Origin of the sequence: Amycolatopsis pithecellobii (assembly GCF_009707865.1) — a bacterium.
GTDB lineage: Bacteria > Actinomycetota > Actinomycetes > Mycobacteriales > Pseudonocardiaceae > Amycolatopsis_E > Amycolatopsis_E pithecellobii.
This window is the reverse complement of record NZ_WMBA01000033.1, coordinates 26,080-51,296: the sequence shown is the minus strand read 5'-3', so window position 1 is coordinate 51,296 and position 25,217 is coordinate 26,080. Positions and strand designations below refer to the sequence as shown.

The following is a 25,217-nucleotide window of genomic DNA, read 5'->3' as shown; positions in this document are numbered from 1 at the left end:
TGCTCATGGAACCGACCCTTGCCGCACACGCACTGTCCGCGGCCACCGACATCACCACCGCCGCGCTGTCCGGCGACGAGCCCGACGCGGTGCTGGCTTCGGTTGTGCGCAAGGCCATCGAGTTCGCGAAGGCCGACCTCGGCCTGGTCATGGTGCACACGGAGGACGGCCGGGTGTCCGTCGAAGCCGGGGCCGGCTCGGACACCACGGACGTGCGCGGCCTGTTGCTGCCCGCCGAATCCGCCGCCGGCCAGGTCGCGCGCGGCGGCGAGACGGTGGTGGCCGACGACTTCACCGTCGACCCGCGGACCGCTCCGCATGTGCCGGACGAGCTGCGGGGCTACGGTCCGTTCGCGGCCGTGCCCTTCGGCGCCGGCGGCCGGGTGCTGGGGGCGCTGGTCGTGTACCGGCGCCACGGCGCCGAAACCTTCTCGCCGGGCACGGTCGAGATGCTGAGCGCGTTCGCCGCACAGGTCGGCGTGGTGCTCGCGCTGGCGGAGGGCGCGAACGCGCGGCACCGTGTCACGCTGTACGAGGAACGCGAACGCATCGCCCGCGAGCTGCACGACGTGATCGTGCAGCGGTTGTACGCGGCGGGAATGCAACTCGACCGGGTGCGGCGGCGGATGCGCAAACGGTTCGCCGGCACCGACGCGACGCGGCTCGGTGAGGCGATCGACCAACTGGACCAGACCATTCAGGAAATCCGCGCCACCGTGCACAGCCTGCGCTCGCCCGCGCCGGAGGCGGAGCCGAAAACGGACCTCGCCGAGTCCGCCCGCGGCGAGGTCCGCATCGCCGAAGAGCTGCTGGGTTTCCCGCCGACGCTCGAACTTTCCGGCGAGTTCGCCGACATCCCCACCGAGCGCGCCGACCACATCAGGGCCGCGTTGCGCGAAGCACTGTCCAATGTGGTCCGTCACTCCGGTGCCAGCGAGACGCGGGTGACCCTGCACCGCGACGCGCGTGAAGTGCGGCTTCGGGTGCGGGACAACGGCGCCGGGGTGCCCAAGGATGTCGCCACGCGTGGCCTGCGTCATCTCGCCGAGCGCGCGAAGAGCGCGGGCGGGAAGTTCTACCTCAACTCCTCGCCGAGCCTCGGGACGCTCGTCGCGTTCGATTTGCCGTTGGACCCGGACAAGCGCGCCAACTGAGCACGAGCGGCCTCGGCGACGTCCGCCGGCACGCCGAGCTCACCCAGCATGTCCGCCGCCGCGGCCATCTCCGTGGTGCGGCGCTTCGCATGTTGGTACGACCCGGTGACCAATCTGTCCACTGTGGACGAGTCTGCGGCGGTGAGTTCGCGCACGATCACGTCCCGAAGCCAGTCCTCGCAGCCCGCGGCACGTGCCGCCAGCAGTGCCTCCACCACTGCGGCCGACATGCCCTTGAAAAACACGCTGCGCAGCAGTTTCCGTTCCGCGGCCAGGCCCGCTTCGCCCGGCATCACCTCGACCGACGCACCCAGCGACCGCAGCAGGGTGGCCGTGGCTTCGGCCGCCGGGCCGCTGGCGAGCATCGGCACGCGCAGGCCCTTTCCCGGCACCGGCGCCATGATCGCGATATCGGTGAACGGCACCTCGCCCGCGATGGACGCCAGTTCCCGTTTGAGGCCGGGCGAAGCGGTGTTGAGGTCCGCCCAGATGCCGGTGGTCTTCGGCAGCCCGGCGCGCAACGCGTCGACGGCGGCGGTCGCGCTGTTCACACTCAGCACCAGATCGGCACCCGCGGCAGCGTCCACTTCGGACGGTGTGTCGACGATCCCGCCGGTCGCCGGTACCGCCGGGTCATAACCGTGGACGATGGCACCGGCGGCGACCAGGTCGCGGGCGATCGCGCCCCCCGCTTCGCCGAGGCCGAGCACCGCGATCGTCGGTCGGGTTCCGGACATTGCAGACTCCTCCTACCGCAGGGATTACGATCGAGTAGACGACGTCGGAAACAAAAATGTCAATAATCTGGGCTGAGGTGTGGGCGCGAGTTGAGCGTTGGAAGTGCGCGAGTTGAGCGTTGCGTGCGACGGGAACGCGCAACTCGCGCAGCGGGAAAGCTCAACTCGCGCTTACTCAAGCCCTGGTCGAGGGAGGCGGGAAGTGACGGAAGTCCAGGTCGAGCAGCCGGTTGTGGTCGCGATTCGCGAGGCGATCGTGCGCGGCGAGTTCGTGCCCAACCAGCGGCTGGTCGAAGCCGATCTGTGCGAGCAGTTCGCGGCGAGCCGGGCGAATGTGCGGGCAGCGCTCATCGAACTCGCCAACGAGGGGCTCATCGAGCGGGTGCAGAACCGCGGCGCGCGAGTGCGGGCGGTCTCGATCGAGGAGGCCGTCGAAATCTCCGAAGTGCGGATGATGCTGGAAGCGCTGTGCGCGGCGAAGGCTGCCGAGCGAGTTACCGCGGGCGAGATCGCCGAGTTGCGGCAGCTGGGCAAGGACATGCGCAAGGCCGTGACCGAGGGTGATGTCGTCGGCTATTCGCAGCTCAACCAGCGGTTGCACCGGCGCGTGCGGGAAATCGGCGGGCAGCGCACCGCAGCGCAGGTGCTCGAGCGGCTGCGCGGGCAAAGCGTGCGCCACCAGTTCCGGCTTGCGATGCGACCGGGGCGGCCTTCGGTCTCGCTGCCCGAACATCTCGCGATCATCGAGAGCATCTGCGCGCACGACGCGGAACGCGCGCGGGACGCGATGCGGGTCCACCTGGAGAGCGTGATCAAGGCACTCCGCGAGACGGATGCCGTCGCCACCCCCTGACGTCTGTCGCCAAGATCGTTAACAACTTTAGTTGGGATTGGCGCAAAGGAGCGACATGACCGACCACCCGCAGCCTTCCGAACACGCTCGCGAACTTGTCCGCGGCGCCTATGACGTGCACATTCACGTCGCGCCCGACGTGATGAAACGGCGGATCGACGATCTCACCCTGGCCGGGCGCTTCGCGGCCGTGGGGATGGCGGGGTTCGTGCTCAAATCGCACTACGCCCCGACCGCCGAGCGGGCGGAGGTGGTCCGGCGCGCGCATCCGGGCATTGACGCGCTCGGCGCGATCACCCTCAACGCCTCCGTCGGCGGCCTCAACCCGGTCGCCGTCGAGATCGCCGGCCGCGCGGGTGCGAAATTCGTCTGGCTGCCCACAGTGGACAGTGCGAACCAGCGGCAGTACCAGGCCGAAGCACCCGAGGGCGCCAAACCGCCGATGTGGGCGCAGCTGCAGGCGGATCTCGCCGCGGCCGGTATGGCCGCCGATGCGGTCGAGGTGCTCGACGGCGATGGCAAGGTGCTGGAGCGGACCCGTCAGGTGCTCCGGCTGATCGCGAAACACGACATGACGCTGGCGACCGGGCATCTGCACCAGAACGAGTCGGCCGCGGTGATCGACGCCGCGCTCGACGAGGGCGTGCGGCGGATGGTCGTCACCCATCCCGAGTTCACCTCCCAACGGATCGGTGTCGAACGGCAGAAAGCGCTTGCTGAAAAGGGCGTGTTGCTGGAACGGTGCTTCACCACGCCGTACACGGGCAAGGTCACCTGGGAGGTCTGGCTCGGCAATATCCGTGCGGTCGGCCCACGGCACTCGGTGATCTCCAGCGATCTGGGCCAGCCATTCAACCCGCCGGTCGAGGACGGTCTCGCGTTGTGTGCGGATCGCTTGCTGGACAACGGTTTCTCTGACGAGGAGATCCGGCTGATGACCGTCCACAACAGCCGGATGCTGGCCGGCGCCAAGCCGCTGGACGACGCGCCGGAGTGGTTGCGGTGAACGCCGTGCTGGCCGCCGACGCCGTCACGAAACAGTTCGCCAAGGGGGACACCGCGACCGTGGCGTTGCGCGAATTCTCCGTGACGGTGGAGGAAGGCGGTTCGTCACGCTGCTCAACATGCTCACCCGGCCGACCACCGGCGAGATCCGTTACCGCGGCCGGCGGCTCGGCGGGCCCGACACGAATATCGGCTACCTTACCCAGCACGACACGGTCATGCCATGGCGCGACGTGCGGCGCAATATCGAGATGCCACTGGAAATCCGTGGCGTGCCGGCGAAACGTCGCAGGCCCGTCGCCGAGGACCTGATCCGGCGGGTCGGCCTCGACGGATTCGAAAAGCATTACCCGCGCGAGCTTTCCGGTGGGATGCGCCGCAGGGCGAGCCCCGCCAGGATGCTCGCCGGCGACCCGGAAACGTGGCTGATGGACGAGCCGTTCGACGCGCAGTTGCGCCGGGAACTGCAGGAAGAACTGTTGCGGTTGTGGCAGGGCAGCGGGCAGACGGTCGGGTTCGTCACGCACGACATCGAAGAGGCGTTGCTACTCGGAGCCGGTCATTGTCCCGATCGGGTGCGGGTGTCCCGCAAGACACTGGAGGGACGATGACCCTCACCGCAACCGGTCCCGTGCGGGTCGGTCTCGACCGGACCTGGTGGCGGCGGCACGGCGGCTCGACGGTCGTGTGGTCGCTGCGGATCGGCCTGCCGGCGCTGATTCTCGTGCTGTGGCAAGTCTCCGCCGACCACTGGATCGACAGTACGTTCACCACCAAACCGACCGATATCGTGCGGCGCCTCGGGGAATGGAGTGGCGACGGTACATTGTGGACGAATACCTGGATCACCGTGCAGGAGATCGTCTACGGCTTCCTGATCGGCGCGGCGGCCGGTGCGCTCGCGGGTTTCGTGCCGGCGTCGCTGAATCTTCTCTATCGCGTGCTCGACCCGTTCGTGATGGGCGCTGTACTCGATCCCGAAGGTCGCGCTCGCGCCGCTGTTCATCGTGTGGTTCGGCATCGGTATGCACATGAAGGTACTGCTGGCCGCGGTGACCGTGTTCTTCCTGGTGTTCCTCAACACCGCGGCCGGGGTGCGTGAGGTGGACCGCGGGCTGATCGACGCCGTGCGGCTGATGGGCGGCAACCGCCGTGACCTCGCCACCCGTGTCGTGCTGCCCGCGTCGATGACCGGGTTGCTGACCGGGCTCAAAGTGTCCATTCCGTACGCACTGATCGGCGCGGTGATCGGGGAACTCGTGGCGTGCAACCGCGGGCTCGGTTACCTGATCAACGACTCGGCGTGCCAGTTCGACACCGTGGGGGTGTTCGCGACGCTGGTCGTGCTGAGCGTCATCGCGGGCGTGCTCAACGTGTTCGTCGGCCTGATCGGGTGGCGGGTCAACCGGTGGAAGCCGCTCGATGATTGACCGCCGGACCATCCTGAAAGCGCTTACCGCAGTGCCGTTACTGGGCGCCGCGGGGTGCGCGACCCGCCAGTCCACCACCCCGACCGGCGTGCTCAACATCGGCCAGATCAGCGATTCGGTCGCGTTCCTCCCGTTGTACATCGTCGAAAAACAGGGCTATTCAAGGCGGAAGGGCTGACCCTCCGCGAACGGCCCCGGCTGGGGACCGGTGCGAAGGTCGCCGCGGCGCTCAAGTCCGGCAGTATCGACCTCGGCGCCGGCGTCATCACGAACGCGTTCAACCTCGCCAAGATCGACGACGGCACGCGGATCGTGACTCGAAAAGATCCAGGCGCTGGTGGGAAAGAAGATCGGGATCACCGGTCCCGGCAGCGGCACCGAAGCGCTCGTGGACTACTTGTTCGGCAGCATCGGCTGCAACGCCGCCACCGACTCGACGCTGGTGAACCTCGGCAGCGCGACGACGTCCGCGATCGGGGCGCTGAAGAAGCCGCTCGACGCGGTGGTGCCGATCCTGCGGCAGGAGGTGTCGCCGACACCCGAGGTGCAGCGCGCTTCCTACGACACGGCGCGGAAGTTCCATTTGGACAGTGGGCTCGTCCGCAAGGCGCCGACCTATGAAAATGTTCTGTACGGGCAGAATGCTGTTATGCGTTGACACCTTCGACGGTCTGCAGGACTGTCCCGAGTAGACCGGCGAGGGTCGATCGTTCCGGCTCGGACAGGTTGTCCAGTGCGGCGCGTTCGGATTCGAGTTGACGGGGCAGCAGTTCGTCGATCAGCGTCAGCCCCTTGTCGGTCAGGCGCACATGCACCACGCGCCGGTCGCGTTCACTGGTGGCGCGCGACACCAGGCCCATGCGTGCCAACCGGTCGAGCCGTTTGGTGATGGCCGCCCCTGAGGACAGCATTTCCCGGCTGAGCTGGCCCGGGTTCAGCACCGCGTTGCGGCGCAACGCACACAGCACGTCGAACTCGGCTTTCGTCAGTTCGTGGCCGGCCAGCAGGTCGTCGGTTTCGCGGCGGATCAAGGAGGCGAGCCGCAGCACGCGCCCGATGACGACCATCCCGGAGGTGTCGAGTTCGGGGCGCACCTCCTCCCACTGCCGCTGCGCTCTGTCGATGAGGTCACTCATCGCGATGCTCCTTCGCCCGCAAATATTTTCATTTATGAATTAATCTCCGATGGCTGCTGACCGGGGCGAACATAGTCCCGTCGCAGTGGGTGGTCGCAACGCGTACGGCCTGTGGTGATGCGAAGCGAAAGTAAGCGCTTACTTCTCGCGCCGCGCGACCCAGGCGGCGGCCTGGGTACGGCGCTGCATGCCGAGCTTCGCGAGCACCGATGTCACGTAGTTCTTGACCGTCTTCTCCGCCAGGAACAACCGTTCCGCGATTTCCCGGTTGGACAGTCCGTCACCGATCAGTTGCAGCACACTGCGTTCGCGTTCGGTCAGCTGCTCGTACTCGTCGTGCCGCGGATGGCGCAGCTTGTCGAGCACGCGCGCGGTGGTCAGCGGGTCGAGCAGCGAACGCCCGGCGGCGACCTCACGGACGGCGTTGACCACGTCCTGCCCGCGGACCTGTTTGAGCAAGTAGCCCGACGCCCCGGCCATGATCGCGCCCACCATGGCCTCCTCGTCGTCGAACGCGGTCAGCACCAGGCACTGTGGCGGGTTCGGCTTGGACCGCAGCTCGCGGCAGAGCATCACCCCGTCGCCGTCACCCAGACGGACGTCCACCACCGCGACATCGGGTTCGAGATGCATCGCGACGGCGAGGGCCTCGTCGACGCTGCCGGCCTCGGCGACGACCTCGATGTCCGGCTCGTCGCTGAGCAGCTCCCGCAGGCCACGCCGGACCACCTCGTGGTCGTCGACGAGCAGCACCTCGATGGCCATGCCTTTCAGGCTAGCTGGACCCGTATGACCCGTGTGAGGTGCGCATCCTCCGATCGAGCGCGCGGAACGCATGCGGTATCACTGTGTGTATGTCGGCGATCCCCGAGCTCCAGCAACGGCAGATCCATCGTTGGTGTGAACGGCGTGTTCCGGCAGACAAGCGGATCGTGTCCCGATGGCGTGGACGCATGGTGACGCTCGTCGAGAAGGGCCAGGACTGGTCCGGCGACACGTCCGAAGAGCGCGCGTTCGCCCAGCTCCGCTATGGCGTGGACGGCATGTGGACCCTCTACTACTGGTCCGAGGAGCTCGGCCGCTGGCGCAAGTATCCGCAGAGCGTCCGGGAGAACTCGCCAGTACCACTGCTGGCCGATATCGACCGCGGTGCCGCTGACGGGTACTTCTTCACCCTGCAAACCTGACTTACCGTGTCCGTAACCAGCGAAATAGGCGCTGGTGGGTGACGGTGTCACGCCTTCGGGTCAGGCAGGATAGGCGCGTGAACTCGGTCCCCGATCTGCGCGCGTACCTGCGCTCGCTGGATGCCGAGACGCTGGCCGAGTTGCTCTATGCCGAAGCCGAACATGACCGCAGGCTGCGCGAGGAGCTGGAGCAGCGCGCGGGCGCCGCGAGCAAAGCAAGCCCGGCGCTTGACGTGCTGGAGCGGCTCCTCGCAACCGGCACGCAAGCCGATCTCACCCCGCTCGCCCGCCGTACGCTCGAAGGACTTGACGGCGCGACCGCGGCCGAGCGGCGCCGGGCGATGGCCCTGTACGCCCGCGCGTGCGCGGTGCACCCGCCCGAGCCGGAGCCGCTCGCCGACTGGCTTCTCGGCACCGCCTTCCATCGACCGGACTGGCCGGAGGTCGAGGTCGCCGATTTCGCGGAAGCGCTCGGTGCGCCGGGACTCGCCCGGATGAAGTCCATTGTGGACGGTGTGCTGGCCGGAAGGCCGGGGCCACGGCGCGATATCGCACGCCGGCTCGCCGAACAGCTGGCCGAGGTCACCGGCGACGTCGACACGCTGCTGGCGATCCTCACCGCGAAACCGCCGACACGCGAGGTCGACTTGCGGATCATCCGGGTGCTGCGATCGGCGGGGCGCCACGGGGAGGCGATCGCGTACGCGGCCAAAACGATGATGCAGCGCGAACGCCCGCGCGGCGGTGCGCTCGCCTTACGCCGCGCGGAGTTCCGGCGCAATCCCTGTCCCGCCAGCTATTCCGCGCTGCGGGAGCTGGCCGGAGAACGCTGGCCGGAGGAGCGCGCCGCGGCACTGGACCTGATCGTCGCGGGCAAACCCGCCGAAGCGATCGCGGCGTACCGGCTGTACGTCGAAGAGCTGATCGAGCAGAAAGACCCGGTGTGCTACCGGGAAGCGGCCCGTGCCCTCAAGGACCTTCGCGGCCTGCACCGGCGCGCGGACAGCGCGGACGAGTTCACGCACTATCTCACCGACCTGCTGGACACGCACAAACGCAAAACCCGGCTGTTGATCGAAGTTCGCAATGCCCGCATCGCGATCCCCAAGACCAGGGCTGCCACGATGAGCGCGTGAGTCCCGTAAGCCGCGGTCGCAAAACCAAGAAGAAGCCCGCACCGCTGGATGCCCAATTGCGTGCTGGTTTCGAAGAAGCCCTCGATGCGTTCGAAGACGTCGTGGCCTCGGACGATCCGCTCGATGTCGAACTGCTCACGTCGGAGATCCTCGGCAGTTTCTGGCCCGGCGAAGGCGCGGTGCGCGAGGTCGGATTCCCGCTCGTCGGGTACGCCGCGTCCCGGCAGACTCCGGCCGCGTTCGGGCTGCTCAGGGCGCTGGCGGCGCTCAGCCCCGCCGCGGAGCTGCGTGACCGCGCGGAAGCCGCCGCCGAGCGGCTGGCCACCCTGGGGATGCGCGAACCGCGATGGGGGCAAGCCCTGCGCGAGGTCACCGTGACCGAATGCTGGCAGCAGGCCGACATCTTCGGCGACGACGTGTTCTTGCTTTTCCTGTGCGAGCGCGACGGGCGCGAGCACGGGCTGGTCGCGGAGACCGACCGGTTCGGCGGCGTCCGTGAGATCTACCTGACCGTGCAGCACGACGAGATCCTCGCCGAGTTGTACGAGCACGATGACGAACTCCTGACCACCGAACGCGTGCCACTGCCGAAGGCCAGGCGGCTGCTCGAGGACGCGATCGCGCTCAACGACCGTTTTCCGGGCGAGGATGACCTGCTTCTCGACGCCAGGGCGTATGTGCTGGCCCGGCTGGATGCCATGCCGGCGGCGGCGCCGTGGCCCGAGCCGAAGGTTTACGACGAAGGCGTGGTGGCGGAGTTCCTTTCGGCAGAACCGGATGCGGACGAGGAATTCGCGCGCGCGTTCGCGGAGTTCGGCGCGGACATCGACGAGATCGACCCGCTACGAGTCAGCCCCGCGAAGTTCGAGCTCTTCTTCGACGACCTCTTCGGGGAATACGAGCTCGATCCTGAGTCGGTGGATGCGTTGCGGGTGACCAGCCTTGCCTTCGCGGGCTGGCAGGGGCGGCGCGACGGCCTGCCGGAACCGGCGATCGAACACCTGCGGCGTGACATCGAAGAGATGCTCGCCGAATTCAGCGAGGACGAGATTCCCGCGGACCTGCCGGGATAGGCCAAGATGTGCGCGTGACCGATCTCCACGGCTATCTCCGTTCGCTTGATGCCGAGACACTGGCCGAGCTCCTGCTCGAACAAGCCGAGCGTGACCCCGAGCTGCATGCCCGGTTGCGGCTGCGCGCGGGCAGCGGAGCGGAGCCGGCCGACCTGCTGGAGCGGCAGGCGGCCTCGGGTGAGTCCACGAAGATCGTCGCCGTGCTCGACACGCTGGGGCGCCTGCTCGATGCCGGTACCCAAGCCGACCTGGCCCCGCTCGCACGCCGCACGGTGGACCGGATTGTCAAGGTACAGCAGGAAGATCCGGACATTCTGCGCCGCTCGGTGGCGCTGTACGCGAGGGCCTGCGCTGCCCGGCCGCCCGCCGACCTTCCGGACTGGATCGCGGACACCGCGCTCGGCCACGGCGTGGACGTCGACCTCGAACTGTTCGCGAAACCACTGGGGGACAACGGACTCGCGAAGCTCAAGTCCATTGTGGACAAAAAATCCGGCCGGGCGACGGAGAAGCTCGCGGAGCAGCTGGCCGAACTGTCCGGCGATGTCAACGCGTTGCTGGAAATCCTTGCCCGCCAGCCAGACCGGCTCGAGGTGCGGTTGAAGGTCGTGCGGGTGCTGCGGGAAGCGGGCCGCACCGCGGAGGCCGTCGCGTACGCGGCCCGCGTGCGCAACGGAGCCGCGCCGGAAGAGAAGGAGTCCGACCAACGCGTACGCGCGCTGCTCGCCGATGGCAGGACCGAGGAGGCCTGGGCCGCCGCCCGGCAGTGCTCGCTGGAGGTTCTGGTCGAGGTCGCCGAGCTGCGGGAACAGGACCACCCGGCCGAGGTGCTGGACGTCTACAAGCGACATGTCGACCACCTGATCGAGCAGAAGGACGCCGTGCATTACGAGCTCGCGGCGAAACGGCTGCGCAAGATCCGCCAGCTGTACCGCAGGGCGGGTATTCCGGCGGAATTCACCCCCTATCTCGCCGAGCTGGTCACGGTGCACAAGCGCAAGGCACGGCTCATCGCGGAAATCCGGCAGGCACGGATCGCACTGCCGAAGGGGTGAAGATGATGTCCGCGCCACGCGGTGCGAATATGAATGCATGACCGACCTTCCCCAGCAGGAGTCCAGCGAGGCCCAGAGCGCGAGTGAGCTGCTCGAAGAGGTCCTGCGTGAGTTCGCCGAACTGGACTCGGACGCCGAGCCGCTGCGGGTCGAGCTCGTCACCTCCGAGATCCTCGGCGAATGGTGGGAGGCGGGTGACGACCTCGCCGCCGAGCTGATCGAGTTCGCCGCCACCGCGCCCGAGCCCGAGCGGCTCGTCGCACCACTGGCCGCGCTGCGGACGCTCGCGATCAGCGACGAGCAGCGGCAGGCCGCCGGCCTCGCGCTGGACAAACTGGGCCTCGGCGAGCCGGCCTGGGCCGCCGCGCTCAACCAGGTCGGCGTCGGCGAGTGCTGGCGGACCGCCGATGTCTACGGCGACGAGAGCTCCGTGTTGTGCGTGTTCGGCGAGGGCGACGCGGCCCACGGGCTGCTCGTGTCGATCGGCTACGGGGTGTACGGCGGCTGGGCGGACGAAGCCGTGATCGTCGAGTCACCCGCCGACGTCGTCGCGGACATGCGCACCCAGGCCGCCGAAAGCGACGGCCTGGTCACCTGCCAGCAGATCACCCCCGGCCGGGCACACCAGCTGCTCGCCGACGCGTTCGCCGGCACTGAACAGCAGAACGAACCCGAGGTCACCGACGACTACGTGCGCTTCCGTGCGCTCTCGATGGCGCGCACCCGCGCGCTGCCGGAGCCGGAGCCCGCGGACCCGCCGAAGCTGCTGTCCACCGAGGACGAGGCCGAGGCCATCGACGAGTTCTTCCGCGCGTCAGCAAGCCTGGAGGACACCGAGGCCGCCCGCGTCTGCGCGCTGCGGCTCATCGAGTTCGGCGTCGAGCACGACCCGCGCAATCCGCTGCGCGTCGGCCCCGACAAGCTGGCGGCCTTCGTCGATTTCGTCGACGACGGCGAGATCGAGCTGACCGACGAGCAGGACGAGGCGCTGGAGAAGGTGCTCCCGGCGTGGGCCAGATGGGGCGCCTGGCGCGAGGGCCTGCCAGAGGCTGCCGTCGAACCGCTGCTCGAAGCGGTCGAGGACCGGCTTTACGAGCGGGCGATGGAGACCACAGAGTCCACAATGGACGTATATCTGGAGGGGTTCGACGACCTCGATGAGGTCGAGGTCGTCGCGCTGCTCGAACGCCGCCAGTTCGCGATCCCCTCGGTCTACACCGAGATCGCCGGCGAGGAGGTCGAGCTCGACCCGTCCGACCCGGAACAGCGCCGGCTGCTGGTCATCGGCGAACACCCGGATTTCCAGGCTTCGCTCGCCGAGGACGACCTTGACGAGGAGTCCTTCCTGTGGGTCGCGGCCCACACGACCGTGGTGGACCAGCTGTGGGACGACGAGCCGGTTGAGGTGTGGCAGGCGGCCCAGCGGCTGCTCGCGCGAGGACTCGACCGCGGCGAGGTGCTCGACCGGCTCGCCGGTGCGCTCGAACAACAGCTGGAAACCGGTGAGAGCGACGAACTCGAGTTCGACCTCGACGACTACCTGCGGGCCCTCGACGAGCTGAGCTGAGGCGGCTCAGAACAGGGAGGTCCCCGTGCTTTCGGTGGCCTTCTGACGGCGGTCGGCGAGTGCGTCGTCGACCTGGACGGCGAACGCTCCCACCGCCATCGCCAGCAGCACCACGATGCCCAGTACCGCTCCGATCCAGGTGAACACGATCGTGACCATGGTGGGCCTCCTCCCTGCTCAGCGTGCATTTCCTGCTGAGTCCAGGGTGCGGGTAAGCCAGATGTGTCCGGTATCGGCCAACCGGTTAGTGAGCAGGTGACGAGTTCAGCCGATCGGCCGGTTGACCGCCTACAGCTTGCGCAGGCGCACGCGATTGATGGAGTGGTCTGCGTCCTTACGGAGGACAAGCGTGGCACGCGGGCGAGTGGGGCGGATGTTTTCGACCAGGTTCGGTTCGTTGATGGTGCGCCACAGATGCCGGGCTTCGGTGCGGGCCTCGCCGTCGGGCAGGCCCGCGTAGTGGTGGAAGTGCGAGGCCGGGTCCGCGAACGCCGTCTGGCGCAGCTTGAGGAACCGCTCGACGTACCAGCGCTCGATGTCCTCGGTGTGCGCGTCGACGTAGATGGAGAAGTCGAACAGATCCGACACCATCAGGCGGGGACCCGGCTGGAGCACGTTGAGGCCCTCGATGATGAGGATGTCCGGCTGCCGCACGACCTGCTCCTCGCCCGGCACGATGTCGTACGCCAGATGCGAGTAGACGGGCGCGCTGACCTCGTCGGCGCCGGACTTCACCTCCGCCACGAACCGCAGCAGCGCGCGCCGGTCGTAACTTTCCGGGAAACCCTTGCGGTGCATGATGCCGCGCCGCGTCAGCTCCGCCGCCGGGTGCAGGAAACCGTCAGTGGTGACGAGGTCGACGCGGGGATGATCGGGCCAGCGGGCGAGCAGGGTGCGCAGCAGGCGCGCGGTGGTCGACTTGCCGACCGCGACGCTGCCGGCGATGCCGATCACGAACGGCACCTTGGTGCCGCGGGAATCTTCACCCAGGAAGGTCGTGGTCGCCTCGTACAGCCGTTGTCGCGCCGCGACCTGCAGGTTGATGAGCCGGGACAGCGGCAGGTACACCTCGGCGACCTCGGTCAGATCGACCTGCTCGCCGAGCCCCCGCAACCGCAGCAGCTCTTCGGCGGTCAGCGGTACGGGAGTGTTCCTCCGCAGCTCGCGCCATTGCTCCCGGTGTAGTTCGACGTACGGGCTGAGCTCGCGAACTCGTGACATTCCCTCACTCCTCGCCCGCCGGTGGGCTCGCGTGACACTCCTCTTACGGTAGGCCGTACCGGGAAAAAACGATCTGTGAGTTACTGCACGCGCCCGAAAACTTCGGTCCATGCCGCCGCGACCTGACGGGCGCAGGTTTCGGGGCGGACGCCGCCGACACCGGTGCCGAGGCCGGGCATCGCGATCGTGTCGACGACGGTGCGCACTCCCGCGCCGTGCTCGATCCGGCCGTCGCGCCAGCACAGGAACACCGCGCGCGCCGCCAGGTACGGATTCACCGTGTCCTCCGGCAGCCGCTCGCCCGGCTCGCGCATCGTGGGGGAGCTGATCAGCCACGCCGGCGAGGCCTCACCGGTGGGCACGATCACCGACTCGCCGATCGGGAGTTCACCGCCGTGGTAGGCGAGGATCGCGCTGCGCACATTCTGTTCGACCTCGGGAAAGGCGCGGGCGTAGATCGCGTCGATCCCGCCGCGCATCCAGCCGTAGGAGTTGGCCGGGCTGACCACGGCCTGGGCCGCGACGTCGAGCACGGAACCGTGATGAACCCGCACGGCACCCGCGATCCGCTCCGCGACCGACTGCCACGCGCGGACCAACGGCTCATCAAGGGCGCACAACACCAAGGACGGGGTGGGAGGGGAGACGTGATCGTGGGAGCCCCGGCGGGTGGCGTGCGTGCCCGAATCGGCGGTCACAGGTACACCATGCCAAAAAAAGCGACCCGGCGTAACTATGCGATCTTCGCGGCGCCCGAACAGGGCGCGCTTCGCGCCGCTAACCTGACGCAGTGGCAAGGATCGCATACTTCGGCCCCGAGGGAACATTCACGGAACAAGCCGCCCGGTCGCTCACCGGCGCGGGGGATGAGCTCGTTCCGTTCGAGACCATCCAGCTGGCGCTCGCCGCGGTGCGCAAGGGCGAGACCGAGGGTGCGTGCGTGCCCGTCGAGAACTCCGTCGAAGGCGTCGTCCCGGCCACCCTGGACGGGCTCGCCGAGCAGGAACCGCTGATCGCGTTCGCGGAAGCGTTGCTGCCGGTGCATTTCAGCGTGCTGACCCGGCCCGGCACCACCGAGATCCGCACCATCGCGAGCCATCCGCACGCGCTGGCGCAGGTGCGGCTGTGGGTCGAGGCGAACCTGCCCGGCGCGAAGCCGGTCGCGACGTCGTCCACGGCCGCGGCCGCGGTGGCGGTGCAAGCCGGCGAGTTCGACGCGGCGGTGACCGCCCCGGTCGCGGTCCAGCACTACCCGCTGGAGGTCCGCGCCACCGAGGTCGCCGATGTTCGCGACGCCCGCACGCGGTTCCTGCTGGTCCGCCGGCCGCATGGTCCGCTGCCGGAACCCACGGGCGCCGACCGCACGTCCATCGTCGCGGCCGCGGCGAACCGGACCGGCGCGCTCGCCGAACTGCTGACCGAACTGGCCGGCCGTGGCATCAACCTGACAAGGCTCGACGCCCGCCCGGCGCGAACCTATGGCGAGTACCGGTTCTTCATCGACTTCGAAGGGCATGTCGCCGAGCCGCGCATCGGGGACGTGCTCGCCGCGCTGCGGCGCCGCTGCCGCGATGTCCGTTTCCTCGGCTCACACCCGCGGGCGGATGGGGTCCGCGCGACGATCGAGCCGTCCGCCGGCAACGCGGATTTCGTGGATGCGGCGGACTGGGTCGCGGCGGTGCGCAGGGGAGAGCAGGCGTGAAGCTGTACCTCGTCCGGCATGCGCAGAGCACCGCGAACGTGCGGAAGATCCTGAACACCGCGCTGCCCGGCCCGTCGCTCACCGAGCTGGGACAACAGCAGGCGCAAACGCTTGCGGAACGGTTGTCCGCGGAGCCGATCGTGGCTGTCTACGCCTCGCGTGCGACTCGTGCGCAGCAGACCGCCGCGGCGCTCGCGGGTGCGTTGACGCTCGAAGTGCAGGTCATCGACGGGGTGCACGAGGTCGGGGCGGGTGATCTCGAGGACCGCGGTGACGTCGAGGCGCTCCGGGCCTACGCCGCCACGTTCAGCGCCTGGCTGCGCGGGGACCTCGGCGTGGCGATGCCGGGCGGCGAGCGTGGCGACCACGTGCGTGCCCGGTACCTCGGTGCCGTCGCCGACCTGCATGCCAAGCACGAAAAGGATCCGGCGATCGCGCTGGTCAGCCATGGTGGTGCGATGCGGCTGGCGGCCGAATGGCTCTCGGACGATGTCGATCCCGAACTGGCCGATCAGCGGCTCATCCCCAACACCGGCATCGTGGAGCTGGAGTCCGAACCCGGCGGCGGCTGGCGTTGCCTGGCTTGGCCAGGCGCCCAGATCTAACCTGTGGCAAGTTGACAATGTGCGAGGTTGCTCGGTAACCGATTGGCGTGGCTCACACAACCGGCCGCGTGGATCGCACGTCCCCCAAGTAGTGCTCGAGACGCACACAGGGAGGAAACGACAATGGTGCGAACGAGGATCTCTCAGTTGGGACTGGCGGCCGGCGCGGCCGCGGTTGCCTTGACTGTCGTCGGCTGCGGCACCACGAACAACGCCGGACCCGCGGCGCCGACCACCCCGGCATCATCCAGCGCGCCAACGGAAAACCAGGCGCCGACGGACAGCCTGGCACCGGGTAGTTCGGTCGCGGTCGGCACGGAGCCCAGCGCGACGCCCGCCGCCCCGGCGCAGCCCGCCGGGAACGGCCTGTGCAAGGCCGCCGACCTGAAACTCTCGTTCGGCGCAGGCGATTCCGGTGCCGGCACGTCGTACCGGCCCCTGGTTTTCACCAACGTCGGTGACGGCCCGTGCACCATTCAGGGATTCCCTGGCGTTTCCTACGTCGGCGGCGCGGACGGTCACCAAGTGGGCAAGCCCGCGGAGCGGGTCGGTGACAAGGGCGCGCCGATCAAGCTGAACAAGGGTGGCACCGCGTCGGTCGCGATCGGTTTCGTCAACGTGCAGAATTACGACACCGTGACCTGCCAGCCGCAAGCGGTGCGTGGCCTGCGGATCTACCCGCCCCAGGAGACGGCGTCGATGTTCATCGAGCTGCCCGGCACGGGGTGCGCGAACCCGAACATCCCCGGTGACCAGCTGACGGTGAAGACCGCCGTCCAGGGCAGCAACGCGCAGTGACCCTCAGAGGCGGGCGCACAGCTGACGTGCCAACGTCAGATCCCTGCGCCCGCCGGGATCGGCAAAATTGAGGCTGATCGCCATCCGGCTCACACCGCCAAGACGATCGGCGAGTGCCTGGTACACCGGATTCTGCTCGGCTGCCGCGGAGGACAAATCCCTTGCGGCGGTGAGATGTTGAATCACGCCAGGCGCAAGCGACGCCGGCGCGATGAACTCATCCGGCAACGGCCCCGCGCGGTCGAGCGCGCCACATGCGGCCCTGGCATCCGCGGTCGCACCGCTGCCACTGGCGGCGCCTGCCCACAGCAGGCCCATCACCAGCAACCCGATCAGGAACCCGACAACGCCACCGGCGACGAACGGCCGCCGCGAGATGGCCGGTTCGCCCGGTGTCACATCGCTGTCGTCGGTCCGCATGCGACATTCCAGCACCCCCAAGGCGAGGATGAGGAAATTCGCAGCCAGTCCGTTATGAAGGCTCCGGGATGACCAGCCAACTCTTGGGGGCTTCCTTTTTCCCCTTTATCCCCAGCCGAGTTCGTGTAGTTTTTGGTCATCGATGCCGAAGTGGTGGGCTATTTCGTGTACCACGGTGATCAGTACTTCGTCGATTACCTGGTCTTCGGTTTCGCAGATGGCGAGAATTGGCCTGCGGTAGATCGAGATGCGGTCCGGAAGCACGCCGCCGTAGTCGGTGGTTCGTTCGGTCAGTGCAATTCCGTGGTAGAGGCCGAGGATTTCCGGCGCCTCCGCATTCTCCTCTTCGACCAGTACTACCACGTTGTCCATTGCCTTGGCGAATTCGGCCGGCACTTCGTCCAGTGCGTCGGCGACGAGTTCTTCGAAGCGGGCGGCGGACATTTCGACCGGCATTCCTTACCCACCGCCCGGTGGTGGTGGGGCGCCTGGTGCCCCTGGCGCCGGCGCGTCCTGTGCCTGCTGTTTGATGCTGCCGGTCACGGGTGCGAGCCCGCTGTTGTCCGGTAGCTTCGCACCGACCTTGCAGTTGACCAGCGTCGAACCGGCGTCCCAGCTTTCCTGTTCACGCAGATCCCACGTGAGGATCAGTTTCTGTGAATCGAGATCAACCCCGCCGGCATATGATTGGACGTCGTTGTTGCATTCGGTGTCCAGCCAGGCTGCCTGGTCTTTCTGTGCCGGGTAGTCGCCGGGGAAATGCTTCTTCAAGTCAACCGTCGCGACGATCTCGTACGCGTGGGGCTGGGCGCAGTCGATCGGGTTGCCGACCGTCTTGTCCGCGAGTGCCAGACAGGTCCCCGGGTCCCACACCGCCGCCTGCGACTGGTTCGCCGCATTGCCGGTCACCGGTTGCAGCGCGCCACCAGGCGCCGCCCACTGCAGCACGCATCGCATGTCCCGATCGCCCTCGGCCCACTCGTCGGCGCCGGGCCGCAGCGCGCTCACGGTGAACTTCCCGAACGGGTCGAGCTGCTTGCCCAGATAATGTTGCGCGCCATCACTGCACCGCGCCATCGCCAGGTCACGCCACTCGTCGACCGAGGGCGCGGGCGCACCTGGCCGGAATTTGTCGGCGATGCTGATCACGCCGGTCACCTCGTACAGGTGTGGCTGAGCGCACGGCACCACGTGCACGTCCGAAACATCGGGCTTGACCCAGTTCAGGCAACTACCCGCTGTCGAGTGGAAAGCGGCCTTGGCCTCCGGTGACTCCTCGACCTTGCCGCCACCGGTCGCCGCCGGGCTCCACGAGAATGCCACGCTCATGGCCAGTGCCGCGATGGCGCCGATGAACACACCCACCATGACGAGCCGGGTGCGCATTGTGTTCGTTGCCAAGCCGTGTCCGAGCATCCCGTCAATAATGCCCGCGTCCTGGTCCCACGACGACCCTCGGGTGGCTAGTGTGTGCCTCGATGACCGAAGAAGATCGGCCCGGGGACCAGTCGCCTCCGGAGCCCCCACCCACGCCCGGCTCGATGCGGTTCCAGGACGCCGAGTCCACCAAACCACGTGAGCCGACGCTCGCCGAGCAGCGTGCGCGGCGCAAAGCGCTCGCCGAGGAAGAAGAGCGCGAGGCAGCCGAGGCGCAGGCGCGTGAGGTGGCCGAGCGCAAGGCCGCAAGCCGACGCAAGGTGATGATCGGCAGTGGCGTGACCGTAGGACTCGTCGGCGTCGTCGCCGCGTGGTACCTCGTGGGCACGCCTGAACAGGTCAACGCCGTGTGCACCGACGGGAACGGGGTCGTCCAGAACGACGAGTACTGCGACGACAACTACATCGCCAGCCACGGCGGCCACTACGACTCCGGCAGCGGGCTGTGGATCATTCCCTACGGCATCGGCGCGGGTCAGTACCGCTACAACTACGGTGGCACCGGCGCGATCGGGCAACGCGTCGCGGGCGGCACGTACACGGCGCCGTCCGGCAATGCGACGGTCAAGACGAGTTCCGGCAAGACGGTTCAGCGCGGTGGCTTCGGCATCAGCGGCAAGAGCAGCGGCGGCAGCGGGAAGTCCGGGGGGTCATAGGTGCGGAGGGGAACCAGTGCCCCGCGGCGGGACTGGCAGCGCATCGTCGAGGAGCAGGGCCTGGTGTTCGGCACCCCTGCGCGCTACGGCACCGGCCACGACAGGCCGTACTGGGACGAGTCGGTGCACTACGTGCTCGAGATGGACGAGGTGCTGTCCCTCGAAGCGGACGTCGAGCTGCTGCACTCGATGTGCCTGGAGGCCGTCGACAACGTCGTGCTGACCGAGCGGTACGCGCAGTTCGGCATCCCGGAATGGGTGTGGCCGCATATCGCCGAGTCGTGGAAGCGGCGCGATCCGCATGTCTACGGCCGGTTCGATCTGCGGTACGACGGCAGCGGCCCGGCGAAACTACTGGAGTACAACGCCGACACGCCCACCTCGCTCCTCGAGGCATCGGTGTTGCAGTGGCACTGGAAGACGGAGGTCTTCCCCGACGACGACCAGTGGAACTCGGTGCACGAGAGGCTCGTCGAGCGCTGGCAGCAGATCCGTGGCCAGCTGCCGGACAACGAGCTGTACTTCACCTGGTCCAGCGCCGACCCGACGGGCGAGGACCACATCACGACCACGTACCTGCAGGAGACCGCGGCCGAGGCGGGGCTCGACACGGTCGGTCTCGCGATCGAGGAGATCGGCTGGGACCCGGTGCTCAAACGGTTCGTCGATCTCGAAGAGTCCCCGATGAACACCGTGGTCAAGCTCTATCCGTGGGAATGGGTGGTGGACGAGGAGTTCGGCCACCACGCCGTCGAGACGTTGCCGCGCACGCTGTGGGTCGAGCCGTTGTGGAAGATGTTGCTGTCCAACAAGACACTGCTCGCGGTGCTGTGGGAGAACTACCCCGGGCACCCGAACCTGCTGCCCGCCTTCGTCGACGACCCCGGCCTGCTCACCGAGTACGTGCGCAAGCCGAAACTGGGTCGTGAAGGGGCGAACGTGTCGATTGTCGCGCCCGGCTACGAGACCCAGACGCCCGGCGTCTATGGCGAGGAAGGCTATGTCTACCAGGCCTTCGACCCGCTGCCCGAGTTCGACGGCTTCCGCCCGGCGCTGGGCGCGTGGATCGTCGGTGACAACGCGGCCGGCCTCGGCATCCGGGAGACGGCGGGGTTGGTGACCGACGACGGGGCCGCGTTCGTCCCGCATCGCATCCCGGAATCGTGATACACACCCCGCGATACCTCAAACCGAACCTGGAGACCCTGTGACCACCATTCGCGCGCTGCCCGCGACGTTCGGCTCCGACCTTGTGCACGGAGTCGGTGCGATCCTGCTGTACGGGATCGTCGGCCTGCTGCTGATGTTCGCCGGCTTCTACGCGATCGACTGGACGACGCCCGGCAAGCTGTCCTCGCTTGTGCACCGCGGTCTGCCCAACGCCGTGATCGTCACCGCGTCCGGGCTGCTGTCGATGGCGTTCATCATCGTGGTCGCGATCTTCAACTCGGCGAGCGATCTCACCGCGGGGTTGATCACGGCGCTCGTGTACGGCCTGCTGGGCATCATCGTGCAGGTCATCGCGGTACGGCTGCTCGAATGGGCCACCCGCATCGACGTCGGCAAGACGATCGAGCAGGAGAAGTTCCAGCCGGTGAGCGTTGTCGTCGCGGCCGCGCATGTCGCATTGGGCCTCGTGGTGGCGGTCGCGATCTCCTAGTCGCCAGCCCCTCGCCCACCACCACCCTCAACCGACACGCTGCCGCGTGGCATACCCTCCTTCTGTGCGCCTACTGAGGACACCAGAAGACCGGTTCAGCAACCTGCCCGACTTCGACTTCCCGGCGCTGTATGCCGACGTCGACAGCCCGAGAGACGGCATCGTCAGAGTCGCCTACACCGAGGCCGGCCCACCGGACGGGCCGGTGGTGTTGCTCCTGCACGGCGAACCCAGCTGGTCTTTCCTCTACCGCAAGATGCTTCCGGTGCTGGCCGGCGCGGGTCTGCGTGCCATCGCCCCGGACCTCGTGGGTTTCGGCCGTTCCGACAAACCGGCCGATCTCAGCGACCACACCTATGCCCGGCATGTCGAGTGGATGCGTTCGTTCGCGTTCGACGCGCTGGATCTGCGCCGGATCACGTTGGTCGGGCAGGACTGGGGTGGGCTGATCGGCCTGCGCCTGGTGGCCGAGCACCCGGAGCGCTTCGAACGTGTCGTCGCCGCGAACACCGGGCTGCCGACGGGCGACGTCGACATGCCGAAGGTGTGGCACGCGTTTCGTGAAGTGGTCCAGACCGCGCCCGTGCTCGACATCGCCAGGCTCGTTCAGTCCGGCTGCAGAACCGAACTGTCCGAAGAGGTCCGCGCCGCCTACGACGCTCCGTTCCCGAACGAGATGTACAAGGCGGGCCCGCGTGCGATGCCGGGCCTGGTGCCGACCCGTCCGGACGATCCGGCGAGCGAGGCCAACCGAGCGGCCTGGCGCACGCTGTCCACTATGGACATTCCATTTCTGTGCGCCTTCTCCGATGGTGATCCGATCACCGGCGGGATGGCCCCGATCCTGCGGCGCGAGATGGCCGGCGCGACAGGTCTGGACCACCCGACCGTCGCGGGTGCCGGACACTTCCTGCAGGAGGACGCGGGCGAGGAACTCGGCCGCATCGTGGCGGATTTCGTTACGGGCTGACGATCACCGGGTGGGATGCCCGCGTGCTCAGCTGGTGCTCCCGTCGGCATTGATCACGGCGAAACCGGTGTAGGGCACCAACGCCTCGGGGATCCGGATCGACCCGTCGGCCTGCTGGCACTGCTCGACGAGTGCCACGAGGGTGCGGCCGACCGGCAGGCCCGACGCGTTCAGCGCCGCGACCGCGCCGCGCTTGCCGTCCTTGGCTTTTCCGCGGATGCCGGCGCGGCGGGTCTGGAACACGCCGGTGTCCGAGGCGCTCGAGATCTCGCGGTAGGTCTGCTGGCTGGGCAGCCACACCTCGATGTCGTACGTGATCTGCGCGGAGAACCCGATGTCCCCGGCGGGCAGCTTGATCACGCGGTACGCCAGCCCCAGCTTCTGCAGCGTCTCCTCGGCGTGGGTGAGGATCTCCTCCAGCGCCTCCCGCGACTTCTCCGCGTCGACCAGCTGGACCAGCTCCACCTTCGAGAACTCGTGCTGCCGGATCAGCCCACGCGTGTCGCGCCCGTACGACCCGGCCTCCGAGCGGAAGCACGGCGTGTACGCGGTATAGCGCAGCGGCAGCTCGTCGAGGTTCAGCATCTCGCCGGCATGCAGGTTGACCAGCGGAACCTCGGCTGTGGGGATCAGGAACAGCTCCCGATCCGCGACCGACGTGCGGAACAGGTCCTCTTCGAACTTCGGCAGCTGCCCCGTGCCGGTCATGGTCTGGCGGGTCACCAGCGCCGGCAGCGAAAACTCCGTGTACCCCTGCTCCTGCGTGTGCACGTCGAGGAAGAACGTGGCCAGCGCGCGCTCCAGCCGGGCGCCCGGGCCCTTGAACACCGCGAACCGCGGGCCGGACAGCTTCGTCGCGCGCTGTAGGTCGAGGAAGCCCGCACGCTCGCCGAGGTCCACGTGGTCCAGCGGCTCGAAATCGAACTCCGGGACCGTGCCCCAGCGCCGGACCTCCTGCGCGAAGTCCTCGGTCGCGCCGTCCGGCAGCTCGTCGAGCGGGAGGTTCGGGATGGCCAGCAGGAACTCGTTCAGCTCGGCCTCGACCGAGCGCTGCTCCTCCTCCAGTTCGCCGATGCGCACTTTCCGCAGCCGCGCCTGTTCCCGCAGCTCGGTGATGTCCTCACCGCGCCGCGCTGCTGCCTGCACCTCCGCGGCCGACTTCTTCGACTGCGCGCGCGCCTTGTCGCCCTCGCTGATGACCTCGGAGCGCCGGCTGACCAGCTTGGCAAGGCGGTCGGTGTCGAGCACGTACCCGCGGCGGCGCAGCTTGGCAGCCGCATCCGTCTCGGGATCGAGCAGCAGGCGAGGGTCGTGCATCGGTACTCCAGGTACGAGCCGGGATTGTCCCGTCCAGCGTATCCAGTCCGACCAGCGAGTTTCAGGCGACCTCGGGCACCGCGACCGGCGCGGTCAGCGCACTCGAATGCGAGAGGGCCGCGCCGGCGTGCTCCAGCGCGGCCCACATGGTGACCTGATTGGCGGTCAGCACCGGGATGCCGAGCCGTCTCTCCAGCGGGGCGACCAGGTCATAGGTGGGGACGTTGGTGCAGCTGACGAACAGTGCGTCCGCGCTGGTGAGGTCCAGGGTTTCGACCGCGCCGAGCACCGCCGAGTAGGACATCTTCCAGATGTCGCCGAGCATGCCCAGCCCCATGCTCGCGGTCGTGCTGATCCCGAATTCGGCCAGGAAAGCCAGCAGCCGGTCGGTCACGTCGTCGACGTAGGGGGTGATCACCGCGAGCCGCCGGACCCCCAGCCGGGTGCAGGCGCGGATCAGGGCACCGGACGTGGTGACGGCGGCGGGCGCACCCGCGTCGAGCATGCCCGCGACGAGCGCCGCTTCGCCGGCCGCGCCGCCGATGAAACTGCCCGAGGTGCAGGCGTAGGCGACCACCACGGGTTCGGGCACCAGCACGTCGCGGGTCGCGCGGCGCACGCCATGCGGGTCGCTGAGCGCCTCGGCGAGCTGCACCGTGACGGGCTCCGGCAGGTACGGCAGCCGGGTCGTGTGCAGGCACACCTGGTCGGGCACCCAGCGCCACAGCTCCCGGTCGAGGGCGAAGTCGAACGGCGCGACCACGCCCACCCCGGTCTGCACCGGCAGCGTGATCTCGAAGGGACTGACGCTCATCCCACGGACGGTAGGTCCGGGATGAGAAAACCAGCGGCAGCTCGTGTAACCGCGTTGTTAAAGCCTTCAGGCGACTGACGCTGCCACGTGCTTCGCGATTTCCAGCGCGCTCGTCGCGGCCGGTGACGGGGCGTTGAGCACGTGCACCTGGTGTGGGGCGGTTTCGATCAGGAAGTCGTCGACGAGCGAACCGTCGGGCCGCAACGCCTGCGCGCGCACCCCGGAACCCGCGCGCACGATGTCGTCCGCGGTGACGGCCGGGACGAGCTGGGCCAGGCTCGCGGCGAAGCGGCGTTTGGACAGCGAGCGCAGCACTTCCTCGAGCCCGGTGGGGTAGGCGTACTTGCGGGCGAGCCGCCACGAGCCGGGGAAGCGGGCGACGTCGGCGATGTCCGCCGGGGAGATATCGCGCCAGCGGTAACCCTCGCGGCGCAACGCGAGCACGGCGTTCGGGCCGGCGTGCACGCTGCCGTCGAGCATGCGGGTCAGGTGCACGCCGAGGAAGGGCAGCGTCGGGTCGGGCACCGGATAGATCAGGCCACGCACGAGATGCCGCCGCTCGGGCCGCAGTTCGTAGTACTCACCGCGGAACGGGACGATTCGCGCGCTCGGGGTGAGCCCGGCCAGCTGAGCGACCCGGTCGGCCTGCAGACCGGCGCAGTTGACCAGCGCGTCGGCTTTGAGTACCTCGTTCCCGGTGGCGACCTCCACCCCGCCGGTGTGACCGGGCCGGATGCCGAGCGCGGGCGTGCCGAGCCGGAGTTCGGCGCCCTTGTCCTCCAGCAGCTTTACGAGCGCCGTGCACACGCCGGGAAAGTCGATGATGCCGGTGGACTCGACGCGCAACGCCTTGACACACGAGACTTCCGGCTCGTATTCGCGCGCCTCTTCGCGGGAGATCAGCTTTGCCGGGACGCCGTTCGCCTCGGCTCGTTCGGCGAGCACGCCGAGCGCTGGCAGCTGGGCTTCGGTGGTGGCCACGACGAGTTTGCCGCACACCTGCACGCCGACGCCGTTCGCTCTCGCGAAGTCCACAATGGACCGATTGCCGGCGACCGACATCCGCGCCTTCGCCGAGCCCGGCTTGTAGTACAGACCAGCGTGCACGACATTGGAATTGTGCCCGGTCTGGTGTGCCGCCCAGGAATTTTCCTTCTCCAGCACGGTCACGTTGCCGCCTTGCCTGATCAGTTCCCAGGCCACGGCAAGGCCGAGAATCCCGCCGCCGATCACCACAACTCGTTGCGCCACACGGACCAGCGTACGGCTTTTCAAAGCTTTCCC

The 25,217-nt window shown here is 68.2% G+C and carries 32 protein-coding genes; 20 read left to right on the top strand and 12 right to left on the bottom strand.

Annotated features, from left to right (window positions below; translation table 11 throughout):
* Positions 1 to 5 precede the first annotated feature (5 nt).
* On the top strand, positions 6 to 1,154 hold the full coding sequence (locus GKO32_RS20720) for a GAF domain-containing sensor histidine kinase (protein WP_154758561.1): 1,149 nt from the start codon (positions 6 to 8) through the stop codon (positions 1,152 to 1,154).
* Here GKO32_RS20720 and GKO32_RS20715 read toward each other — a convergent pair.
* Positions 1,076 to 1,891, bottom strand: a complete 816-nt coding sequence (locus GKO32_RS20715; RefSeq protein ID WP_154758534.1) for an NAD(P)-dependent oxidoreductase — start codon at positions 1,889 to 1,891, stop codon at positions 1,076 to 1,078. The two genes, GKO32_RS20720 and GKO32_RS20715, sit on opposite strands and share 79 nt — an antisense overlap.
* 202 nt (positions 1,892 to 2,093) lie before the next feature.
* On the opposite strand from GKO32_RS20715, the gene GKO32_RS20710 reads away from it, so the two are divergent.
* The 7 genes from GKO32_RS20710 to GKO32_RS38445 all read left to right on the top strand — a co-directional run bounded on the left by GKO32_RS20710 (position 2,094) and on the right by GKO32_RS38445 (position 5,837).
* A complete protein-coding gene (locus tag GKO32_RS20710) occupies positions 2,094 to 2,744 on the top strand; it encodes a GntR family transcriptional regulator (RefSeq protein ID WP_312868233.1) in 651 nt (216 codons plus the stop codon).
* Positions 2,745 to 2,799: 55 nt separating this feature from the next.
* Complete coding sequence (locus GKO32_RS20705; protein WP_154758532.1) at positions 2,800 to 3,750, top strand: DUF6282 family protein; 951 nt, start codon at positions 2,800 to 2,802, stop codon at positions 3,748 to 3,750.
* A gap of 118 nt (positions 3,751 to 3,868) precedes the next feature.
* A complete protein-coding gene (locus tag GKO32_RS20700) occupies positions 3,869 to 4,360 on the top strand; it encodes an ABC transporter ATP-binding protein (protein WP_208024476.1) in 492 nt (163 codons plus the stop codon).
* A gap of 74 nt (positions 4,361 to 4,434) precedes the next feature.
* On the top strand, positions 4,435 to 4,851 hold the full coding sequence (locus GKO32_RS39200) for an ABC transporter permease family protein (protein ID WP_246244200.1): 417 nt from the start codon (positions 4,435 to 4,437) through the stop codon (positions 4,849 to 4,851).
* On the top strand, positions 4,757 to 5,179 hold the full coding sequence (locus tag GKO32_RS38455) for an ABC transporter permease (protein WP_312868232.1): 423 nt from the start codon (positions 4,757 to 4,759) through the stop codon (positions 5,177 to 5,179). The genes GKO32_RS39200 and GKO32_RS38455 overlap by 95 nt, the downstream gene beginning before the upstream one ends.
* A complete protein-coding gene (locus tag GKO32_RS38450) occupies positions 5,172 to 5,357 on the top strand; it encodes a hypothetical protein (protein WP_208024475.1) in 186 nt (61 codons plus the stop codon). Before GKO32_RS38455 ends, GKO32_RS38450 begins: the two co-directional genes overlap by 8 nt.
* A gap of 159 nt (positions 5,358 to 5,516) precedes the next feature.
* Entirely contained in the window at positions 5,517 to 5,837 is a 321-nt protein-coding gene (locus GKO32_RS38445) for a type 2 periplasmic-binding domain-containing protein (protein WP_208024474.1), read from the top strand.
* Here GKO32_RS38445 and GKO32_RS20685 read toward each other — a convergent pair.
* On the bottom strand, positions 5,827 to 6,315 hold the full coding sequence (locus GKO32_RS20685; protein WP_154758531.1) for a MarR family winged helix-turn-helix transcriptional regulator: 489 nt from the start codon (positions 6,313 to 6,315) through the stop codon (positions 5,827 to 5,829). The genes GKO32_RS38445 and GKO32_RS20685 overlap by 11 nt on opposite strands.
* 138 nt (positions 6,316 to 6,453) lie before the next feature.
* Positions 6,454 to 7,080 (bottom strand): response regulator, encoded by a 627-nt coding sequence (locus GKO32_RS20680; RefSeq protein WP_154758530.1) that lies wholly within the window; start codon positions 7,078 to 7,080, stop codon positions 6,454 to 6,456.
* Between the two features lie 89 nt (positions 7,081 to 7,169).
* Here GKO32_RS20680 and GKO32_RS20675 point away from each other — a divergent pair, with 89 nt between their 5' ends.
* The 5 genes from GKO32_RS20675 (at position 7,170) to GKO32_RS20655 (ending at position 12,333) form a co-directional block, all read left to right on the top strand.
* Positions 7,170 to 7,502 (top strand): DUF3024 domain-containing protein, encoded by a 333-nt coding sequence (locus GKO32_RS20675; protein ID WP_154758529.1) that lies wholly within the window; start codon positions 7,170 to 7,172, stop codon positions 7,500 to 7,502.
* 77 nt (positions 7,503 to 7,579) lie between these two features.
* Positions 7,580 to 8,638, top strand: coding sequence for a hypothetical protein (locus tag GKO32_RS20670; protein ID WP_312868231.1), 1,059 nt, complete (start codon positions 7,580 to 7,582; stop codon positions 8,636 to 8,638).
* On the top strand, positions 8,635 to 9,711 hold the full coding sequence (locus tag GKO32_RS20665) for a hypothetical protein (protein ID WP_154758528.1): 1,077 nt from the start codon (positions 8,635 to 8,637) through the stop codon (positions 9,709 to 9,711). Before GKO32_RS20670 ends, GKO32_RS20665 begins: the two co-directional genes overlap by 4 nt.
* Before the next feature lie 14 nt (positions 9,712 to 9,725).
* On the top strand, positions 9,726 to 10,766 hold the full coding sequence (locus GKO32_RS20660; RefSeq protein WP_312868229.1) for a hypothetical protein: 1,041 nt from the start codon (positions 9,726 to 9,728) through the stop codon (positions 10,764 to 10,766).
* 37 nt (positions 10,767 to 10,803) lie between these two features.
* On the top strand, positions 10,804 to 12,333 hold the full coding sequence (locus GKO32_RS20655; RefSeq protein WP_154758527.1) for a hypothetical protein: 1,530 nt from the start codon (positions 10,804 to 10,806) through the stop codon (positions 12,331 to 12,333).
* A gap of 6 nt (positions 12,334 to 12,339) precedes the next feature.
* On the opposite strand, the gene GKO32_RS38075 is transcribed toward GKO32_RS20655, so the two are convergent.
* From GKO32_RS38075 to GKO32_RS20645, 3 genes are all read right to left on the bottom strand, one after another.
* On the bottom strand, positions 12,340 to 12,492 hold the full coding sequence (locus GKO32_RS38075; protein ID WP_166459666.1) for a hypothetical protein: 153 nt from the start codon (positions 12,490 to 12,492) through the stop codon (positions 12,340 to 12,342).
* 129 nt (positions 12,493 to 12,621) lie between these two features.
* A complete protein-coding gene (gene coaA / locus GKO32_RS20650; RefSeq protein ID WP_154758526.1) occupies positions 12,622 to 13,554 on the bottom strand; it encodes a type I pantothenate kinase in 933 nt (310 codons plus the stop codon).
* An 80-nt stretch (positions 13,555 to 13,634) separates the two neighbouring features.
* The gene (locus GKO32_RS20645) at positions 13,635 to 14,252 is read right to left on the bottom strand and encodes a macro domain-containing protein (protein ID WP_312868228.1); all 618 of its coding nucleotides are present in this window, start codon (positions 14,250 to 14,252) and stop codon (positions 13,635 to 13,637) included.
* A gap of 92 nt (positions 14,253 to 14,344) precedes the next feature.
* Here GKO32_RS20645 and pheA point away from each other — a divergent pair, with 92 nt between their 5' ends.
* The 3 genes from pheA to GKO32_RS20630 all read left to right on the top strand — a co-directional run bounded on the left by pheA (position 14,345) and on the right by GKO32_RS20630 (position 16,659).
* Positions 14,345 to 15,256: a prephenate dehydratase gene (gene pheA, locus GKO32_RS20640; RefSeq protein ID WP_312868227.1), complete on the top strand. Its 912-nt coding sequence runs from the start codon at positions 14,345 to 14,347 to the stop codon at positions 15,254 to 15,256.
* Positions 15,253 to 15,861 carry a histidine phosphatase family protein gene (locus tag GKO32_RS20635; RefSeq protein WP_312868225.1) on the top strand — a complete coding sequence of 203 codons (609 nt, stop codon included), beginning with the start codon at positions 15,253 to 15,255 and terminating at the stop codon, positions 15,859 to 15,861. Before pheA ends, GKO32_RS20635 begins: the two co-directional genes overlap by 4 nt.
* 123 nt (positions 15,862 to 15,984) lie before the next feature.
* Positions 15,985 to 16,659: a DUF4232 domain-containing protein gene (locus GKO32_RS20630; RefSeq protein ID WP_154758524.1), complete on the top strand. Its 675-nt coding sequence runs from the start codon at positions 15,985 to 15,987 to the stop codon at positions 16,657 to 16,659.
* Positions 16,660 to 16,662: 3 nt separating this feature from the next.
* Here the strand turns inward: GKO32_RS20630 and GKO32_RS20625 are convergent, their stop codons facing one another.
* From GKO32_RS20625 to GKO32_RS20615, 3 genes are all read right to left on the bottom strand, one after another.
* Positions 16,663 to 17,079 carry a hypothetical protein gene (locus tag GKO32_RS20625; protein WP_154758523.1) on the bottom strand — a complete coding sequence of 139 codons (417 nt, stop codon included), beginning with the start codon at positions 17,077 to 17,079 and terminating at the stop codon, positions 16,663 to 16,665.
* A gap of 105 nt (positions 17,080 to 17,184) precedes the next feature.
* Positions 17,185 to 17,535 (bottom strand): metallopeptidase family protein, encoded by a 351-nt coding sequence (locus GKO32_RS20620; protein WP_154758522.1) that lies wholly within the window; start codon positions 17,533 to 17,535, stop codon positions 17,185 to 17,187.
* 3 nt (positions 17,536 to 17,538) lie between these two features.
* Positions 17,539 to 18,465 (bottom strand): septum formation family protein, encoded by a 927-nt coding sequence (locus tag GKO32_RS20615; RefSeq protein WP_376765981.1) that lies wholly within the window; start codon positions 18,463 to 18,465, stop codon positions 17,539 to 17,541.
* 92 nt (positions 18,466 to 18,557) lie between these two features.
* Here GKO32_RS20615 and GKO32_RS20610 point away from each other — a divergent pair, with 92 nt between their 5' ends.
* The 4 genes from GKO32_RS20610 (at position 18,558) to GKO32_RS20595 (ending at position 21,802) form a co-directional block, all read left to right on the top strand.
* A complete protein-coding gene (locus GKO32_RS20610) occupies positions 18,558 to 19,172 on the top strand; it encodes a hypothetical protein (protein WP_208024473.1) in 615 nt (204 codons plus the stop codon).
* Complete coding sequence (locus GKO32_RS20605; protein WP_312868224.1) at positions 19,173 to 20,339, top strand: glutathionylspermidine synthase family protein; 1,167 nt, start codon at positions 19,173 to 19,175, stop codon at positions 20,337 to 20,339.
* Positions 20,340 to 20,379: 40 nt separating this feature from the next.
* Entirely contained in the window at positions 20,380 to 20,832 is a 453-nt protein-coding gene (locus GKO32_RS20600; RefSeq protein WP_312868223.1) for a DUF350 domain-containing protein, read from the top strand.
* Positions 20,833 to 20,896: 64 nt separating this feature from the next.
* Entirely contained in the window at positions 20,897 to 21,802 is a 906-nt protein-coding gene (locus tag GKO32_RS20595) for a haloalkane dehalogenase (protein WP_312868222.1), read from the top strand.
* 27 nt (positions 21,803 to 21,829) lie between these two features.
* Here GKO32_RS20595 and serS read toward each other — a convergent pair whose 3' ends face one another.
* From serS to lhgD, 3 genes are all read right to left on the bottom strand, one after another.
* Positions 21,830 to 23,119, bottom strand: a complete 1,290-nt coding sequence (gene serS / locus GKO32_RS20590; RefSeq protein WP_154758519.1) for a serine--tRNA ligase — start codon at positions 23,117 to 23,119, stop codon at positions 21,830 to 21,832.
* A 61-nt stretch (positions 23,120 to 23,180) separates the two neighbouring features.
* Positions 23,181 to 23,933, bottom strand: coding sequence for a maleate cis-trans isomerase family protein (locus GKO32_RS20585; protein WP_154758518.1), 753 nt, complete (start codon positions 23,931 to 23,933; stop codon positions 23,181 to 23,183).
* Positions 23,934 to 23,999: 66 nt separating this feature from the next.
* The gene (gene lhgD, locus GKO32_RS20580) at positions 24,000 to 25,184 is read right to left on the bottom strand and encodes an L-2-hydroxyglutarate dehydrogenase (RefSeq protein WP_312868220.1); all 1,185 of its coding nucleotides are present in this window, start codon (positions 25,182 to 25,184) and stop codon (positions 24,000 to 24,002) included.
* Between the last annotated feature and the right edge of the window lie 33 nt (positions 25,185 to 25,217).